Raw genomic sequence first — 15,740 nt, 5'->3', positions numbered from 1 at the left:
GTCGCTTCGGGTCATGTCACCTTTGGTCATTCTGGGCCAACGCCTCGACAAGCGCATCGATCATGGCGGATATGGCGGCTTTATCGACGTTGAGAGTCAGCGATATGCGCAGGCGCGAAGTCCCTTCCGGCACAGTCGGCGGACGAATACCACGTATGTCGAAGCCGCGCGCCTGCAGTGTCGCCGCCGCCGTCATGGTGCGCCGATTGTCGCCGATGACAACTGGCTGGATCTGCGAACCGCTGGGCGCTGTGCCGAGGCGCTCGGCCAGCTGGTGGCCCGCAAATGCAATAATTTCATGCAACCGGAGACGACGCTCTGGTTCGTCGGACAATATCGCGAGCGCCTCGCGCGCGGCAACCGCCATCAGCGGCGACGGCGCGGTGGCGTAAATGAACGGACGGCTGCGGTTGACGAGATAGTCGCACATTGTCCTTGGGCCCGTGACGAGCGCTCCTGCGGCGCCGAGCGCCTTGCCGCATGTGTGGAGCGCGAGGATGTTGTCGCGCCCCTCGAAATCGACGGCAAGGCCGCGGCCGTCCGGTCCCCACACCCCGGTGGCGTGCGCCTCGTCGACAATGATGAACGCCTCGTGCCGTTCGGCGAGCGCCACAAGGCTCTCCAAAGGCGCGCAGTCCCCACCCATGCTGTAGAGGCTTTCGACCGCGATCCAGACGCGTCCCATGCCGCCTTCAGCGCGCCAGCGCGCGATCTGATCCTCGACGGCGTCGACGTCGTTGTGCGCAGCCAGAACGAACTCCGCGCGCCCGGCGCGCGCACCCTCGTGCATGCTGGCATGGGCGAGCTCGTCGAGGACGAGTAGGTCGCCCTTCTGCGGCAGCGCCGTCAGCAGGGCGAAGTTGGCGATGTAGCCGCCGCCGAAGAAAAGCGCGCGCTCGGCCCCGAAAAACGCCGCAGCGTGGGCTTCCAGTTCCTCGTGCTCCGGCGCGTTGCCGCGCAGCAGCCGCGATCCTGTTGCGCCGACCGGCGTGCCGCGTGCAATCGCGGCAGCAACCGCATCGCCAAGCCTCTTGCAGGCGGCAAGGCCGAGATAGTCGTTCGACGAGAAGTCGAGGCCGGCGCGCGGCGCAAGCCGCCGCAGCCGGTCCTTGCGCGCCAGTCCCTGCAAGGTCGCCTCGTAGCGGGCAAGCAGTGCCTCGTTCACTACGACTCCAGTTCCATCCGCTCGATGCCGAGACGCCGGAACAGCAGCGTATCCTTGTCCTCGCCGGGATTGTCCGCCGTCAGCAGCGTATCGCCGACGAAGATCGAATTGGCGCCGGCAAAAAAGCACAGCGCCTGCATCTCGTCGGTCATGGCGGTGCGGCCGGCCGAAAGGCGGACATGCGATTTCGGCATCATGATGCGGGCGAGCGCGATCATGCGCACGAACTCGATCGGGTCGATAGGGCTGGCGTCGGCAAGTGGGGTGCCAGCGATCGGTATGAGCATGTTGATCGGAACGCTTTCTGGATGCTCCGGCAGATTGGCGAGCGTCACCAGCATGTGGATCCGGTCCACCGGCTCTTCGCCCATTCCGACAATCCCGCCGCAGCAGACCTTGATGCCGGATTGGCGAACGTTCTCGAGCGTATCGAGCCGATCGGCAAAGCTGCGCGTGCTAATGACCTCGCCGTAGTAGCGCTCCGACGTGTCGATGTTGTGGTTGTAATAATCGAGCCCCGCTTGCTTCAGCCGACCGGCCTGCTCGAGATCGAGCATGCCGAGCGTCATACAGGTCTCCATGCCGAGCGCCTTGACGCCTTCGACCATGGCGACCACCGCATCCATGTCGCGCGGCTTGGGATTGCGCCAGGCAGCACCCATGCAATAGCGGGTGGCGCCGGCATCGCGCGCTTTGGTCGCCTCAGTGATGACTTGCTTGACCTCCATCAGTTTCGAGGCCTTCAGGCCCGTTTGGTGATGCGCCGACTGGCTGCAATAGCCGCAATCCTCCGGGCAGCCGCCTGTCTTGATGCTGAGCAACCGGCTGAGCTGGACCTTGTTGGGATCGAAATTCTGGCGGTGAACGGTCTGCGCTAGGAAGAGCAGATTGTTGAAAGGTGCGTCGTGAAGTGCCCGAGCCTTCTCTAGGGTCCACATCCCGCCATCAGCGCATTGCGTCCGTGGTATCGTGTTAGTCGGATTGGTGTCGTGCATATCCGTCATGTTTCCTAGCACTTCGCATTGTCCTCGCGCTTCGAATGACCGTCGATCCCCGACCGTTTCGTTGGCCGATCACGGCGCGTAATAGTCCAGTCCGATGTCGAGAATTGGCGCGCTGTGGGTCAACCAGCCGACGGAGATAAGATCGATGCCAGTGGCCGCGATGGCTGGCGCCGTCGTGGCAGTGATCCGGCCCGACGCCTCCGTGATCGCCCGGCTGGCGACCATGGCCACCGCCTGGCGAAGCTCATCGAGCGACATGTTGTCGAGCAAGACAGCGTCTGGGACAAGCGAGAGGGCTTCTTCCAACTGGACAAGCGTGTCGACCTCGACTTCGATCTTGACGAGGTGGCCGACGCTCTGTCGCGCGCGTTTGATGGCGGAACGGATGCCGCCGGCAGCCGCGATGTGATTGTCCTTGATCAGGACGGCGTCGTCGAGGCCGAAGCGGTGATTGGCGCCGCCGCCAGCGCGCACGGCATACTTTTCGACAGCCCGCAATCCGGGCGTCGTCTTGCGGGTGCAGGTGATCTTGGCGCGGTGCTCGCAAACCGCTGCGACAATCGATGCGGTTGCCGTGGCAATGCCACTCAAATGGCACAGGAAATTCAGCGCCGTCCTTTCAGCGGTGAGAATAGCCCGGGTCGGGCCAGTCACTGATGCAATTATCTCCCCTTGCGCAACTTTGCTGCCGTCTGCTCGGTTCACATCTATCTTGATATTTTGGTCGATCAACCTGAACGCGAGGCTCACCAGATCGAGCCCGGCGACAACCCCGGGCTGGCGTGCGGCCAGCACGGTCGTGGCGTGATGATACTTCGCTACGGTCGCCTCGCTGGTGACGTCACCGGCTCTGCCCAGGTCTTCGAGAAGGGCGGACCGAACCAGCGGCTCGAGCATGATTGCGGGAAGTGGTAACAGGCTCATCAGGTGGCGCTTTCCAGCGTTGGCGAGTGCGCTAGTTCCCGAGCCGCGGCGAGGGCGGCTTCGAGGGTGATCTCGGAACGACGCGCAACAGCCGCATGATGGGGAAAGTCCTCGCGGTAATGAGCGCCGCGGCTCTCTCGGCGCCGCAAGGCGGAAATAGCAAGCATCAGACCGACAGCCGCCGGATCCGATGCCGCGTCCTCGCGTTCAGCGAGCGGCAACAACGCCCGTGCGGCTGCTTTCAAAGCTTCGCCATTGCGCACGATACCGAGTGCGCGCGACACGAAAGGACGTGCGGGTACCGGATCGGGCGATGGGTAATCGTCCGCAAACACTGGCTTTGTTCTGCGAGCAGGCGTTCCGCCCACGCTTTCAGCGACCCAGCGCGCGCATACGACGGCCTCGGTCAAGGAATTGCTAGCGAGCCTGTTGGCGCCGTGCAGTCCGGTCGAGGCGGCCTCGCCACAGGCCCACAACCCCTTGACCGACGTCCTGCCCGAGGCGTCCACGGCAACGCCACCCATGTGATAGTGCTGGGCAGGACGAATGGGAATGAGATCGTGCACGGGATCAATCCCCAGTCCACGACAGGCACATGCGATTGTCGGGAAGTGTCGAACAAATTCCGGGCCAGGCCGTTTCCGCGCGTCGAGGAAGACTTGATGGCCACCTGCCAGATGACTCCAGACTGCGCGCGCCACGACGTCGCGAGGCGCGAGTTCGGCGCCCGGAACGCCATCGAGGAAGCGCCGGCCTGTCTCGTCGATCAGGGTGGCGCCTTCGCCGCGGACAGCCTCGCTGACCAGCGCCATGGGGCGTTCGGGACCCTCAAGCGCGGTCGGGTGGAACTGGATGAACTCGAGGTCGGCAAGGACAGCTCCCGCGCGAGCCGCAAGTACCAGGCCCTGTCCGCAACTGCCCGAAGGATTGGTGGTGTCGAGAAATAGCCCGCCGATCCCACCGGTGGCAAGGACGACCCGCCGTGAGCCGAAGAAGACAGGTCCTAGCGCACAGCTCGCCCAGACGCCTCGGATCGCATTCCCCCTGACCGCTAGTCGGCGCGCTTCCACGCCCTCCACGACAACGATCGAGGGGGTGGAGCGCACGGCATCAATCAGTGCGCGCATGATCTCACGCCCGCTGCCGTCGCCATGAGCATGGACGATGCGACGCCGGCTGTGTGCGGCCTCTAATCCGAGGCACAGGGGTCCTTTCAGCGTACGGTCGAAGCGGACCCCAAAGCGCGCAAGCCCCTCGATCGCGCCAGGCGCGGCCTGAAGGATGCGGTTCGCCATATCCGTATCGCAAAGCCCGTCGCCGGCGGCGAGCGTATCAGCCAGGTGCAGTGTCGGATGATCGTCATGGCCGAAACTCGCAGCCAGCCCCCCCTGAGCCGAGGTACTCGAAGTGTCGGCTCCCAGAAGCGTCCTGGACAAAATAAGCACCGGCTCCGGCGCCAATTGAAGCGCGGTCATCAATCCGGCGATGCCGCCCCCGATGATGATGGGCCGCCCGAAGAAGCTGCGGACATCGGGGTTCAAATTGCCAGCATCCGTTCGACTGCGAGTCGGGCGCGCCCCGCGATCCCGGGCTCAATGGTGACGACATGGCGGTTCTGCTCGAGCGCCATGCGGATGTTGCCAAGCGTGATCCGCTTCATGTGCGGGCACAAATTGCAGGGCCGGATGAACTCGACATCCGGGTGCGCTAACGCGACGTTGTCACTCATCGAGCATTCCGTCATCAGCACGACACGTGGCGGCTTTTGCCGTTCGACATAGTCGGACATGGCTGCGGTCGAGCCGGAAAAATCGGCCTCGGCCACCACGTCGGGCGGGCATTCGGGATGGGCCAGCACCGTCACGCCGGGATGGTTTTCGCGCAATTCGCGAATATCGGCCGGCGTGAAGCGCTCATGCACCTCGCAATGGCCTTTCCAGGCGATGATCTCGACGTCGGTCTGCGCGGCGATGTTCTGGGCCAGATATTCGTCCGGCAGCATGATCACCCGAGGGACGCCAAGCGACTCGACGACCGCCTTGGCGTTGCCCGATGTACAGCAGATATCCGATTCGGCTTTCACTTCGGCCGACGTGTTGACATAGGTGACAATCGGCACGCCGGGATAACGCTGGCGCATCAAGCGCACGTCTTGTGCCGTGATCGAATCAGCCAGCGAGCAACCGGCGCCGAGATCCGGAATGAGCACGATCTTGTCCGGATTAAGGAGCTTGGCCGTTTCGGCCATGAAATGCACCCCGGCCAGCACGATGACTTTCGCCTCGACCGTCATAGCCTTGCGGGCCAGTGCCAAGCTGTCGCCGACGATGTCGGCAATGCAGTGGAAGATCTCGGGTGTTTGATAGTTGTGAGCCAGGATGACGGCATTGCGCTCGCGTTTGAGCGTCAGAATGGCCTCGATGTCATCGCTGAAAGCCGCCCATTCCCCCGGTGGAATAACGCGCCAGACGCGCCGATACAGAGACGCGGCCGAAGGTAACGCCCCGCTCATCGGCGCCTCCAATTATAATCCGTTTGACTATAAGGGATATATATCTATGTCGACTATAAGAGTGTCAACCCCGAGCGACCGGCAATTTTGTGCCGACTATCGCCGTTTCGTCGAGGACCGCGTGCCGGAAGCGATAGAGCCTTGCCGGTCGCCCGCCCGTGTCGACAGAAGTCTCGCCAGTCTCCTCGACCAGCTCCTGCTGCTCTATGAGGCGACGAAAGTTCGGCTTGTTGATTAGCCTGCCGGCGAGCGCTTCGACGGTTCGTTGCAGCTGGAGCAGTGTGAAAGACTGCGGCATCAGCTCAAAGACGACCGGCCGGTATTTGATCTTCGAGCGCAGTCTCGCAATGCCCGTCGCCACGATGCGCCGATGATCGGCGACCATGGGCTTGCTGGGCACCAGCGAGGCCCTCGTGGTGTCGCGTCCGCTCCCGGCCTCTTGGACCAGGCCTGCTTCGTAGACTAACTCATAGCGTTGAAGCGTGAGTTCCTCGTTCCAATGGCGGTCGTCAAAGCCGAAGGCCATCGCCGCCCGTTGCCGACGTTCGCGTCGCATGGCCGCGTCGCCCACGCTGTTTGCCCATTCAATCAGGCGCGGTCGCAGGACGTCCAGCAGCACCGGCGGCGTGCCGGAGCGGTGGTCCTCCCATGGAAAATATTCATACCAGCTTCGCCAGCCGCACTTGGGCGAGCCCGATGCCTTTTCCATGCGAGTCAGTGCGAGATAGCTGATGGAGATGGCGCGCTGCCGACGCTCGGCGCCGACGCGGTCCCGGTCAGCGAAAGTGTAGAGCTGCTCAATATAGCCCAGCGGATGGCCGGTCTGCTGCTCAACCCAACCCCTCAACCCGGATTGCAGCGATCTGTGCTCAAGCGCAAATGGTCCGGAAGGGAGAGTGTCCGCCTGCCCGATGGTGAGGACACAGGGTTCACCGTCGTTTACGGCGACGACAAAGGCGATCAGGTCCACTTTGACTTCATCGCCCGTGACGGCGGCTCGGTCTTTGCTGGCTCCCGTTTCTTGATCGTCCATGTTCGCGAAAGTGGTTGGTTGGTTACGGCGCCTGAATCGATTTAATTTAAGCGCAGCTGTCTGCACGTCAACATCGCGCAGCCGCACGGCTTTTTTAGCTCTTCGCACTTGCACAAAGACGTGCCAAACGCGACACCTGCGGGGGGTGACGCCGGGGAAGGAGGCACTTGAGCACTGCTGGTGGTTCGAAGGCGATTACACCGCCCGATATCCAGGCGCGTAAGGGTGCGTCCCCGTCGTCTGGCTGACGGCCTATACGACGCCGATTGCAAAACTGGTCGATCGACATTGCGACATCGTTCTTGTCGGCGACAGCGTCGGCATGGTCCTGCGCGGCGCTCCGCAAACGACCCTTGTGTGCATCCGCCACAGGCGGCGCCTGAGCGGACCGGTACTGTGGCAATCGGTTCTTGGCCGTTCGGCATAGCTGATTGCGGATGCCAAACGCGGCACTTGAAGTTCCATGTCGCTGCCCTTCAGTTCGGCATTAGGTAGCTGCCGCCACCAACTTTACCGCAAACCGTTGTCGCTAAACGCGAAACATCGGGATTCCTCCCAGCGATCAATTCCCGGCCACGCTTCTGTCACAAGCGCGCGGCCATGGCTCGGATCTCCATACGACAGCTCTGAAAATCACTCACCCGAAAGGCGATGTCGCCTGATGAAATCGGCGAAAAGCGGAACGGTGAAGTCGAGATAGCCGTGATCGGTGCTGTAGATCATCCCCTTAAAGATGATGCTCGCGCGGGCCGGACCAATGGACTTCTGCGTTCGGCCCATCGCCTTCGCGATGTCAGAGACGGGATAGGGGCCGTTGCCGAGGGCCGCCATCGACGTGACGAATTGGACCTCGGCCTTGGTCAGACGATCCAGACGGACGCGGAAGAAGCCGTCGTCCAGGGATTTGATCGTTTCCGTGTAAGATGCTTGGACATCGTTCTCGTTGATCTGCGGGCCCTGCGCGTTGTTCCAGGAGAAGGAGGCGAGTTCCTGGAGAAAGAACGGATAGCCCTTTGTCATGTCGAAGACGGTCGTCAGCGCCTCTTGGGAGATGGTCGCCTTTTGATCATTGATCGGCTTCTCGATCGCCTTCGAGGCAGCCTCCTTATCGAGTGCGCCGACGGCAGGATAGCTGAAGAGCCGTTCTGCGTAGGATTTCGCGTCGCCGGCAAGACGCGCCACCTGGGGCAATCCTGCGCCAACGAAGACGATGGGCAACCCATCCTGGGACATGCGATGAAGAGCGACGATCAGGCCGGATAAATCTTTTTGCGAAAGATATTGCACTTCGTCGATCAGAAGAACCCAGCCCTTGTTAGCAGCTTGGGCGGCACGACCGATCTGGCCGAATAGATCGGGAAGGTCGTGCTGTATATCACCGCTTTCGGCGAGGCCCGGCTCGGGCGTCGGGTCGACGCCGACATTCACGCCGGCGACCTCTATGTTGAATACGGAGGCGAAGTTGCGCAAACCGCCGAGGGCGCGCGAGGCGAAATGCTTTGCCGCTTCGATGCCGGAAAGCGAACGAGATACCTTGCGCATTTCAGGATAGAGAAGGTTCGCGAGATTGGTTTCTTCGGGAGCCTCGACCTTCGAAACAAGAAGGCCTTCAGCCTCGGCGATCCGGCCGATCTCGCTCAGGAGAACCGTCTTGCCGGTGCCGCGAAGGCCCAAAAGCATGAGCGAACGGGCTGACCGCCCATTGATTGCGCGTCCGCACGAGATCTTGGCGGCTTCAAGGATCGCGTCGCGACCGGCAAGTTCGGGGGGACGGCTTCCTGCGCCGGGTGCAAACGGATTAGCGAACGGATCCATCGGGGTCTCCAGAACAAAGTCTACCGATAGATAGGAAAGTCTAGTGGAAAACGCTAGTCTCTTTTAGAGTTTGATAGATAACGCCGGGCTGCCGGAAATCCAAGTACGCTCTGGGCTCACTAGCGATCAGCCAGCCGGAAGTCCCCCTGAGCGGCAGACGACGCTCCAAATGCAGTTCGTTCTCAAGGGACGCTTCGCTCAGGCCCTTGCGGACTGCGCGCGTCAGCACTTGACGGGACGCGCGACGGCGGATCCGGGGATCAGGCACAGGTTAACCGTGAGTTGGTGGTGGTTGCTGCCGAATAGCGCTTCAGTTCCTCAATGACATTAAGGATAGCGGCCGGCTGGCACCCGTTTGCTTTCCGCCGGAACCGCGCGGAGGGGGTCCGCGTGCTCCAGGTTTTGGATGGCTCGCTTGCGGCGGCATCCCATCAAGAGATCGCCATTGCCCTGTTCGGGCGAGGGCGTGTCCAAGAAGACTGGGCTCATCCGGATGGCCATCTTCGCGATCGGGTGCGTCGCGCCCATCCAACGTAGCCGCCACCCAATGGGTGGCGGCTATAGACAGTTCCTGATGTAATTAAGGTGACAGCTTTGCAAGGCGTATTCGAAAGCGCGCAGCGATCTAACTGCATTTGCTGGCGAAGGAAATTGTGCGTTGCACAAAATTTGACGTGTGGCTAGCGTTCTTCCGCTGCGGGAATCGGGTTTGGGTAATACGTGACGAAGCACTGAGAACCGATGCTTCGTCGATAGTGCATTCATACCTGAGGACCCTGATGACCGTTACGAATACCGACAAAGCCGGCACTGCAAGCCTCGAGGAAATCGCGCGAAATGGCAGTATGCTACGTCGCATGGCCGTACGCATTCCGACATATCTGTCGGATCTTCGCGAGAATCCAGCGTGGCTGCCGATGTTCGTGCTCGCCCGCACTATGCCGGCACGGAGAATGCACTGGCGTGGTGCAAAGCCTGTTCGAGCGTCGCAGAAAGGCCGGGAAACAATGTTTGTCGGCGTCAATCGCCAGGACGTTGTCGATGCGCTGAAGTCGGATGGACTTTTTTCCGGACTCGTTTTGCCGAAATTTATCCATGAGGAAATCGCATCTTTCGTCCGGTGCACACCTTGCTTTGGCAATTTCGATCGCCGTCTCGAATTCATGCCGGCGGATCATGCGGAGGCTGAGGCTCGATTCGGCCGTCCGTTGCTCAGCGGCCACTATTTCGAACGCATTCTCGGCTGCAAGGCGGCACTCGCCGTTCAAAACGATCCGCTGCTCATGGATATCGCTGCACACTATCTCGGTGGCCAGGCGAAACTGATCACCACGCGTGTTTGGTGGAGCTTCCCCACCGGCCAGGCCTCAGACGCCGACAAGAACCTGGCATCGCTCGGCAAATACCACTTCGACCTCGACGACTGGCGAATGTTGAAGTTCTTCTTCTACCTGCTGCCGGTCGACGAGGGCACCGGTCCGCATGTCTATGTCCGCGGCAGCCACAGGCGCCGCGCGCTCAAGCACCAGCTGACGCTTCTCGTCGGCCACCCCGCGGAAGAGATCCTGGACGTCTATGGCGAGCAAAGCCCCGTGACCCTTATCGGAGAGGCGGGGCTTGGCTTCGTAGAGGATCCGTTCGGCTTCCACATGGGCACCGTGCCGGCGCACACGCCGCGGCTGATGATGGAAGTCGGGTTCGGCGTTTCGCCACCCTCGCGGCGACGCTTCCACGGCGAGCCGGTTATTCGCTGATTTCCAAGAAGTCCCGAAACACCTTTTCCCAGACCGAAGACCAGTGCTCGTAGGCCGATAAGCAATGGCACCATCCCGGAACAATCGGCGTCCACGGACGGCGTTTTCCGCCACATGGTGCCATTGCAACTATTTTCATCTGTCTACGCAGTCCACCCTCGCGGACGGCGCGCCTAGGAGGAACGGCGTCACGGAGCTCAATCATCTGCTAGAAGCTCCGGTTTTCCTCCGCTTTCTGGGGAGCTGACAAAAACATTTATCCACAGATCTTGCTCGAGTTTGTACTTTGCACCTGCCTCAAGCTGCAATAATTCGGTCTGCCCTCCCTCGTCGGCGATCCCGACTCAGATCGGGCTGCCAGAGACTGAGAACGGAAGCGCGCAACCAGGCGATCACGTAGCGCCCAATAAGTCTGCCTCCGCAAGAATTCCCACAGGTAGGGATAGCGACCTCACGATGCGGTCCCGATAGCCCTTGTTGTACCTCAGACCCGACTCGATGTTTTGGATTTCCTCGGCGGATAGTCCGCTCGTCACCGCCAGGTCCTCGATCGAATATCCAAGGTGTTCACGAAAAGCGCGAATGATGTGGGTTCCCTCTGACATAGCCATCAAAACCGGCTCGGGAATGCGCGAATCCTTCATAGACACCTCCAAGAAGACCAAGGGCGCCCTGATAAATCGGTAGACTTGTCCCCGACCTGGCGCTCCAGCAATTCGAAAAAACGGACGTCGAATAGGCCCGATCGGCCTCGTCCATGAAATGGGCCGCCTGAAATTGGCGGGCAGATCGGGATATGGCGGTTCACTCGATTCTGATCAAGTCCAAGAACCTGCCTGCCCTCAGTTGCCCTGGTCGGCTGTACCCGCATCACGCAATATGGCCAGCGGCTCATCATGGCTGACGGCCCTCTTGAACAGGAACTCGAAACTCGCCCCTGTCGCCGTGTCCAGTGCTATCGCGGCACCGTCCACCGAGCCTGGCCGACGCTTTTATTCCATTGCGGATCACCGGCAAAAAAGCGCTGTTAACCAGATTTTCTAAGCCGCCAATACAAACTCGCCGGCTCAACGGGTGAGGTGATGGATGTTTGATTCGAACATAAGCGCCTTTCCGCTGCACCGGCGGCGGAAGTTGGTCGAAGGTATCGCCCGGATCCTGGAATCCAAGAACGGGGAAGACGCGAATGCCTTCTGGCGCAACACCGCCAAGCAAATTCTCGTTCAACTGTCCGAATCAGGGATTTCACCCAGGCTGGCCGAAAAGGAAGTTGGAACGCTTCTTCATGCAGTCTTAAGCAATATAGCCATCCGGAGTGCTTCGACGCTTGCATGATAGCATCGGCTCGCGACAAAGGACTACCGACGGCGCGCTCGGCAAGGCGATACTGGCTGGAGCTCACATTGGCCGGGCCAGAGCGGCCCGACCCACCAGCCACAATCGGCCGACACGGCCGACATCGCATCGCTGTTACAACAGCACAGCGGGCACCCGGACGCTGCTGGGTTGACTATGGGTGTCGGAACCGCAAAAAGGGGGCGCTCTTCGTGAGTGGCGTGCGCCGGCAGTCTCGCCCCAAGCCCCCGCCCAGGCTGCCGGCGCGCTTCTAGGAATGTCGAGGTAGGCCGCGCCCAACGCCTTGTCCGACTTATGCGTCGATCAGATCCTCGAGCAGGCAGCGGGTGTAGGCATCGCATGCGCCTCCGCCTGGCGAGAGGCCTTGCACTTCCTCCAGCGAGGAAAGCCGATTGCCATCGGTGCGCCAGTTTTGGTGTTTGGCCAACTGCCATCTTGCGATCTCGTGTCGACTCGCCGAGTGAGCTGTGGAAGCTCCTCCTGATTGCAAAAGGGTAGGGCGGCTAAGAGGCGATCGTGATCGATCCTTACGCCTCCGATTCGGCGCGGTAGGCTCCATTCGCGTGAGGGGAAGACGCGGTGCATTCGCGTTTTGCGAAATCGCCGCAGCCGTTTTCGAGCATGACACTCATGCCGGCGATGTCGGCACCGATGCAGGATATCAAAATCGACAAGCTGCATTCTAGCCAAATGCTTGCCCGCTTGATGCACGGCGATGAGCTTTCGGCGGCCTGAAGCGGCGATCTGGTTTCCTTTGCGCTGCGTTTTCCCAAACCTCATCAGGCGCCGGCGGTGATCCGTCGTGGATGAAGGCGAGGGTTTGCGGGTTGAGGTCAGCGGGTTTGTTCCGGGACGTCTGCGCCCCATCGTTTATGTCGCGAGTTGCGGGATGCGACTGAGGACGATGCGCAAAATGCGCTGATCCGGGCAGGATGTCGTCAGGTGCAGGCGAATTTGGGTTTTCAACTCTACCACGCGCCTCTCACTGTGACCTCGATCACGCGCGATCAGTGATCGCTAGATGGGTCGCCGGATGCAGCGAACGGCGTCAGCATTCGGCGCTCGGATCACACCTGCGGCCCTCTGCCGCCACGCTGACAGCAACACACGGCTGCGCAATTCTACCGGCCCCGGCGATCGCCTGTTGCCCAATCCGCTACCAGGCGCGCAATTCTCAACCGAGGACTCTGGCGTCAGCCCGGTGCCCAGTTGGTCACAGCATTTTGTCCGCGTCCGATAGACGACAATCTGTGTTCAGGTCCAGACATCCTAAGGGTTAGGATCAAGCCGGCCAGGGGCGACTCCTCCGATTTGTGGTCGCTGCTCACAACCTTTTTGGTGGCATGCCAATTGCATATTCATAGCCATGATACGTGTTCCGACATGGCTCGTCGCGCAGTCTTTAGCCCAGGAGTTCACATGACATTCGTCCGAACGCAATGCAGGCTGCGCATCCCGTGGGACGCCCCAGCTCCGTTGGATCTCGCTGCGATCGGCAGACAGGATCGCTGTCCCGCAGATCGCTTTCAGGCTGTCAGCTAGGGCTGCCATAAGGGTTCTCGTAAAACAAACATTCAGGAGAACTTATGACTCGACCACATGAATAACTGCTTCGCCGGCTCTCCCAATGGCACATAACACCAGATACTCTTCAAATCCGTGATGATCCAAAAGGAAAACGAAAAATGCCTACCTCAGAAAAAGACGCTGTGGCGCGCTCGAGGCTCCTGAAATTGCGGTCTCATTGGCCACGAACGATACTTGCTGCCACGGCATTGGCCATTGTAATGACCGCTCCAGCTCCAGCCGTCACCCAAGACGCTGACAAGCACTACTCCGACCAAAGCTTATTGGTTGGTGAAGACTGGATAAGTTGTATACTTGGGGCATTGTGCATTGGCGATCCAGAGGTCCTCGAAGACCTGCCGGCCACCTAGCCCGCTTGATGCACGGCGATGAGCTTTCGGCGGCCTGAAGCGGCGCTCTGGTCACCATTGCGGTACGTTTTGACAAGCCTCGTCGGGCGCCGGGGTTGATCCGTCGGTGATGGCAGGCGGGGTTTTGCGGGTTGCGGTCAGCGGGTTCGTTTCGGGGCGTCCGCGCGCCATCGTTTATGTCGCGAGTTGCGGGATGCGACTGAGGACGATGCGCAGGATGCGCTGGTCCGGGCAGGATGTCGGCAGGTGCAGGCGAATTGGGTCTTCATCTCGACCACGCGCGCGGCGATCTTGATGAGGCGCAATCGCAACGTGTCGAATTGGGCGACGGCAAAGCTCGTTTCGGCATCGCGGTGCGCAGGCCCCACATAAGCCAGTAGGCGCCGGCATGCAGGAATAGCCGGAACTGGTTAGCCGTCGCTCTTGCGCAGGATGTGCGGTCGGCAGCGAGACGCGTCTTCCAGGACTTGATGTGGTTCTCGGCCGCGCCGGCAGTAGACATCCTCGTAGAGCGCCTTGGGCTTGCCACCGGCAAGGTTGGTGACGATGAAGCGGGTATCGGCACCTTGGGCGCCGACCTCGACCCGCGCGATGATGTGCTCGACGCGGCTCCAACTGGCGGCCCCATCAGGAACTCCGTGAAGCGGCGGACCTTGCCCGTCTTCGCCGACGCTTCAAAGCGCGCCATCGTGCGGGTCTCCAGCTCCGCGACATGCTTGCGCAAGGTCGCGGCGGGCGCCAACGCCGAGGATGAAGTCAACATCGTTGGCGCGGCACCAGTCGATGACCTGTGGACTGCAATAGTGGCTGTCGGCGCGGATCAGGATCCGGGTGTTCGGCCAGTTGCTCCGGATCGCCCGCACCAGGCGGCGCAGGTGGGGGCGGATTTCTGCCCCACTCGGCCGCCTCGCCGCGACGAAGCGGCCATCGCCATCGAACACCACGATCGGCTGGAAGCCGTACTCGTCGTGATGGGCATTGAACAGACGAAGCTGCTGGTCGCCGTGCACGGCATCAAAGGTGTCGTCAATGTCGAGCACGATCCGCTTCGGAACCTGCCGGACGGAGGCGCAGTAAAGATCGACCATCGCCCGGCCCATCGCGACCAGTCCCCGCACGCCGGGCAGGTTCTCCAGCCGACACATCGTCGATTGCGACGCCAGATCCCGACCGGAAGGGGGTGCATCCTGGGCCATCTTGAAGATCGGATCGGAGCGCTGCCGGTTGGCATCATTGCCATCCTCATAACCGGCGGCAATCACCTTCATGCGCAAGCCGATCATATCGGCCAGGCTGTGGACGACCTGGTCCGGGCAGCGCGGATCATCGATGCAGCGCGCCAGACGCTCCGCCACCCGCAGCTGTTTCTCCACCTCGGCCAGAGCCAGAACGCCACTGTTGGACGACAGCATGCCGCCGTCGAAACGGGCAACGACGGACTTGCCTCCGACAGATGACAAACCGCTCAGCGGCGGCGTAGGATCGTGCATGGCGGGTGTGGTCTCCGGAAATGATTAGGATTGGCGCAAGCAACCAAATCCTACGGCGTTTCAACGGCTTGCACCACATCCGCCAACCCTCATGAATCAGGCTAGCTGACCGGCATATGTCCGGCCTCCCGCAAGGCGCCTAGGAAGAGAGCGGCATGGTCGTCGACATTAATCTTGGCCTGCATCGACAGGGGCATGCCGGTCCAATTCTCCAGTGGCGCGGTCAAACCCGAGAAAATTCCACCGACAATGCAATGGCGGATAACAACGCCTTGTATGTCCAAAGCCAGCACGCCGATCCGGTCACTTGGATATCGGATGGCCGCGATCCGCTGGACCGCCGTGTCACCGCCCACCCGCACGTCGAAAAGCAGGATACCGCGGCTCCTGGCGGCTACCGCCGCGGCTTTTTCAGTGAAGCCTATGGAGAGCGCGCCGACACTTTCGACCGCCATCTGGAATACCAGCGAATCCAGTTCATCCGCAGCCATGGGAGCAATTGCGCGCAACAGAGAGGTGATTGCAATGACGCGCACGGCTTGTTCACAGATGTCGGCCCACGCCCGATCGTTTGGTTTGGGTTGCCGGTCGGCAACTGACTGACGGCGTGCTCCGATTCGAGCCAATCCTGAAGTTGAAGGCGCGGGCTGTTAATGACGTTGGGCTTCCGCTCGAGGCCCATTAACCAACTCGGTTCCTTCAGTCCTCGAAGCTCGGCCACTTGGCGCTTGATCGAAGCGTCGAGAAGCT

13 protein-coding genes and 2 pseudogenes are annotated in these 15,740 nt (G+C 61.1%); 5 read left to right on the top strand and 10 right to left on the bottom strand.

What is annotated here, in order from left to right:
• Positions 1 to 16: 16 nt before the first annotated feature.
• From RFM98_RS21070 to RFM98_RS21045, 6 genes are all read right to left on the bottom strand, one after another.
• Positions 17 to 1,165, bottom strand: coding sequence for an 8-amino-7-oxononanoate synthase (locus RFM98_RS21070; RefSeq protein WP_320310651.1), 1,149 nt, complete (start codon positions 1,163 to 1,165; stop codon positions 17 to 19).
• On the bottom strand, positions 1,165 to 2,103 hold the full coding sequence (gene bioB / locus RFM98_RS21065) for a biotin synthase BioB (protein ID WP_320310650.1): 939 nt from the start codon (positions 2,101 to 2,103) through the stop codon (positions 1,165 to 1,167). Before bioB ends, RFM98_RS21070 begins: the two co-directional genes overlap by 1 nt.
• Positions 2,104 to 2,238: 135 nt before the next feature.
• Positions 2,239 to 3,093: a carboxylating nicotinate-nucleotide diphosphorylase gene (gene nadC / locus RFM98_RS21060; RefSeq protein ID WP_320275857.1), complete on the bottom strand. Its 855-nt coding sequence runs from the start codon at positions 3,091 to 3,093 to the stop codon at positions 2,239 to 2,241.
• Positions 3,093 to 4,634, bottom strand: coding sequence for an L-aspartate oxidase (locus RFM98_RS21055; RefSeq protein ID WP_320310649.1), 1,542 nt, complete (start codon positions 4,632 to 4,634; stop codon positions 3,093 to 3,095). Before RFM98_RS21055 ends, nadC begins: the two co-directional genes overlap by 1 nt.
• The gene (gene nadA / locus RFM98_RS21050) at positions 4,631 to 5,605 is read right to left on the bottom strand and encodes a quinolinate synthase NadA (protein ID WP_320255964.1); all 975 of its coding nucleotides are present in this window, start codon (positions 5,603 to 5,605) and stop codon (positions 4,631 to 4,633) included. Before nadA ends, RFM98_RS21055 begins: the two co-directional genes overlap by 4 nt.
• Positions 5,606 to 5,669: 64 nt before the next feature.
• Positions 5,670 to 6,638, bottom strand: a complete 969-nt coding sequence (locus RFM98_RS21045) for an NUDIX hydrolase (protein ID WP_320229316.1) — start codon at positions 6,636 to 6,638, stop codon at positions 5,670 to 5,672.
• A gap of 167 nt (positions 6,639 to 6,805) precedes the next feature.
• On the opposite strand from RFM98_RS21045, the pseudogene RFM98_RS21040 reads away from it, so the two are divergent.
• Positions 6,806 to 6,987 (top strand): annotated as a pseudogene (locus RFM98_RS21040) (3-methyl-2-oxobutanoate hydroxymethyltransferase); the annotation flags it as partial.
• Between the two features lie 284 nt (positions 6,988 to 7,271).
• On the opposite strand, the gene RFM98_RS21035 reads toward RFM98_RS21040, so the two are convergent.
• Positions 7,272 to 8,453, bottom strand: a complete 1,182-nt coding sequence (locus RFM98_RS21035; protein ID WP_320310648.1) for an ATP-binding protein — start codon at positions 8,451 to 8,453, stop codon at positions 7,272 to 7,274.
• A gap of 321 nt (positions 8,454 to 8,774) precedes the next feature.
• On the opposite strand from RFM98_RS21035, the gene RFM98_RS21030 reads away from it, so the two are divergent.
• Together RFM98_RS21030 and RFM98_RS21025 are read left to right on the top strand one after the other, a co-directional pair.
• Entirely contained in the window at positions 8,775 to 8,990 is a 216-nt protein-coding gene (locus RFM98_RS21030) for a DNA -binding domain-containing protein (RefSeq protein WP_320310647.1), read from the top strand.
• A 242-nt stretch (positions 8,991 to 9,232) separates the two neighbouring features.
• Complete coding sequence (locus tag RFM98_RS21025) at positions 9,233 to 10,207, top strand: hypothetical protein (RefSeq protein ID WP_320310646.1); 975 nt, start codon at positions 9,233 to 9,235, stop codon at positions 10,205 to 10,207.
• 392 nt (positions 10,208 to 10,599) lie between these two features.
• On the opposite strand, the gene RFM98_RS21020 is transcribed toward RFM98_RS21025, so the two are convergent.
• Positions 10,600 to 10,851, bottom strand: a complete 252-nt coding sequence (locus RFM98_RS21020; protein ID WP_320310645.1) for a helix-turn-helix domain-containing protein — start codon at positions 10,849 to 10,851, stop codon at positions 10,600 to 10,602.
• 442 nt (positions 10,852 to 11,293) lie between these two features.
• On the opposite strand from RFM98_RS21020, the gene RFM98_RS21015 reads away from it, so the two are divergent.
• The gene (locus tag RFM98_RS21015; protein ID WP_320310644.1) at positions 11,294 to 11,542 is read left to right on the top strand and encodes a DUF6074 family protein; all 249 of its coding nucleotides are present in this window, start codon (positions 11,294 to 11,296) and stop codon (positions 11,540 to 11,542) included.
• Positions 11,543 to 12,142: 600 nt separating this feature from the next.
• Complete coding sequence (locus RFM98_RS21010) at positions 12,143 to 12,298, top strand: hypothetical protein (RefSeq protein ID WP_320310643.1); 156 nt, start codon at positions 12,143 to 12,145, stop codon at positions 12,296 to 12,298.
• A gap of 1,467 nt (positions 12,299 to 13,765) precedes the next feature.
• Here the strand turns inward: RFM98_RS21010 and RFM98_RS21005 are convergent.
• Positions 13,766 to 14,912, bottom strand: a pseudogene (locus tag RFM98_RS21005) (IS1380 family transposase).
• Between the two features lie 179 nt (positions 14,913 to 15,091).
• Positions 15,092 to 15,481: a hypothetical protein gene (locus RFM98_RS31415; RefSeq protein WP_430682332.1), complete on the bottom strand. Its 390-nt coding sequence runs from the start codon at positions 15,479 to 15,481 to the stop codon at positions 15,092 to 15,094.
• Between the last annotated feature and the right edge of the window lie 259 nt (positions 15,482 to 15,740).

The sequence above is a fragment of the Mesorhizobium australafricanum genome (assembly GCF_033977265.1).
Lineage (GTDB): Bacteria > Pseudomonadota > Alphaproteobacteria > Rhizobiales > Rhizobiaceae > Mesorhizobium > Mesorhizobium australafricanum.
The sequence above is the reverse complement of the archived record's forward strand: the minus strand, read 5'-3'. Positions and strand labels throughout refer to the sequence as shown.

Bases quoted from the DNA above. Each gene is read 5' to 3' on its own strand.
- bioB (WP_320310650.1), bottom strand. From the start codon at position 2,103: ATGTGGACCCTAGAGAAGGCTCGGGCACTTCACGACGCACCTTTCAAC.
- nadC (WP_320275857.1), bottom strand. From the start codon at position 3,093: ATGAGCCTGTTACCACTTCCCGCAATCATGCTCGAGCCGCTGGTTCGG.
- nadA (WP_320255964.1), bottom strand. From the start codon at position 5,605: ATGAGCGGGGCGTTACCTTCGGCCGCGTCTCTGTATCGGCGCGTCTGG.
- RFM98_RS21045 (WP_320229316.1), bottom strand. From the start codon at position 6,638: ATGGACGATCAAGAAACGGGAGCCAGCAAAGACCGAGCCGCCGTCACG.
- RFM98_RS21035 (WP_320310648.1), bottom strand. From the start codon at position 8,453: ATGGATCCGTTCGCTAATCCGTTTGCACCCGGCGCAGGAAGCCGTCCC.
- RFM98_RS21030 (WP_320310647.1), top strand. From the start codon at position 8,775: ATGACATTAAGGATAGCGGCCGGCTGGCACCCGTTTGCTTTCCGCCGG.
- RFM98_RS21025 (WP_320310646.1), top strand. From the start codon at position 9,233: ATGACCGTTACGAATACCGACAAAGCCGGCACTGCAAGCCTCGAGGAA.
- RFM98_RS21020 (WP_320310645.1), bottom strand. From the start codon at position 10,851: ATGAAGGATTCGCGCATTCCCGAGCCGGTTTTGATGGCTATGTCAGAG.
- RFM98_RS21015 (WP_320310644.1), top strand. From the start codon at position 11,294: ATGTTTGATTCGAACATAAGCGCCTTTCCGCTGCACCGGCGGCGGAAG.
- RFM98_RS31415 (WP_430682332.1), bottom strand. From the start codon at position 15,481: ATGGCTGCGGATGAACTGGATTCGCTGGTATTCCAGATGGCGGTCGAA.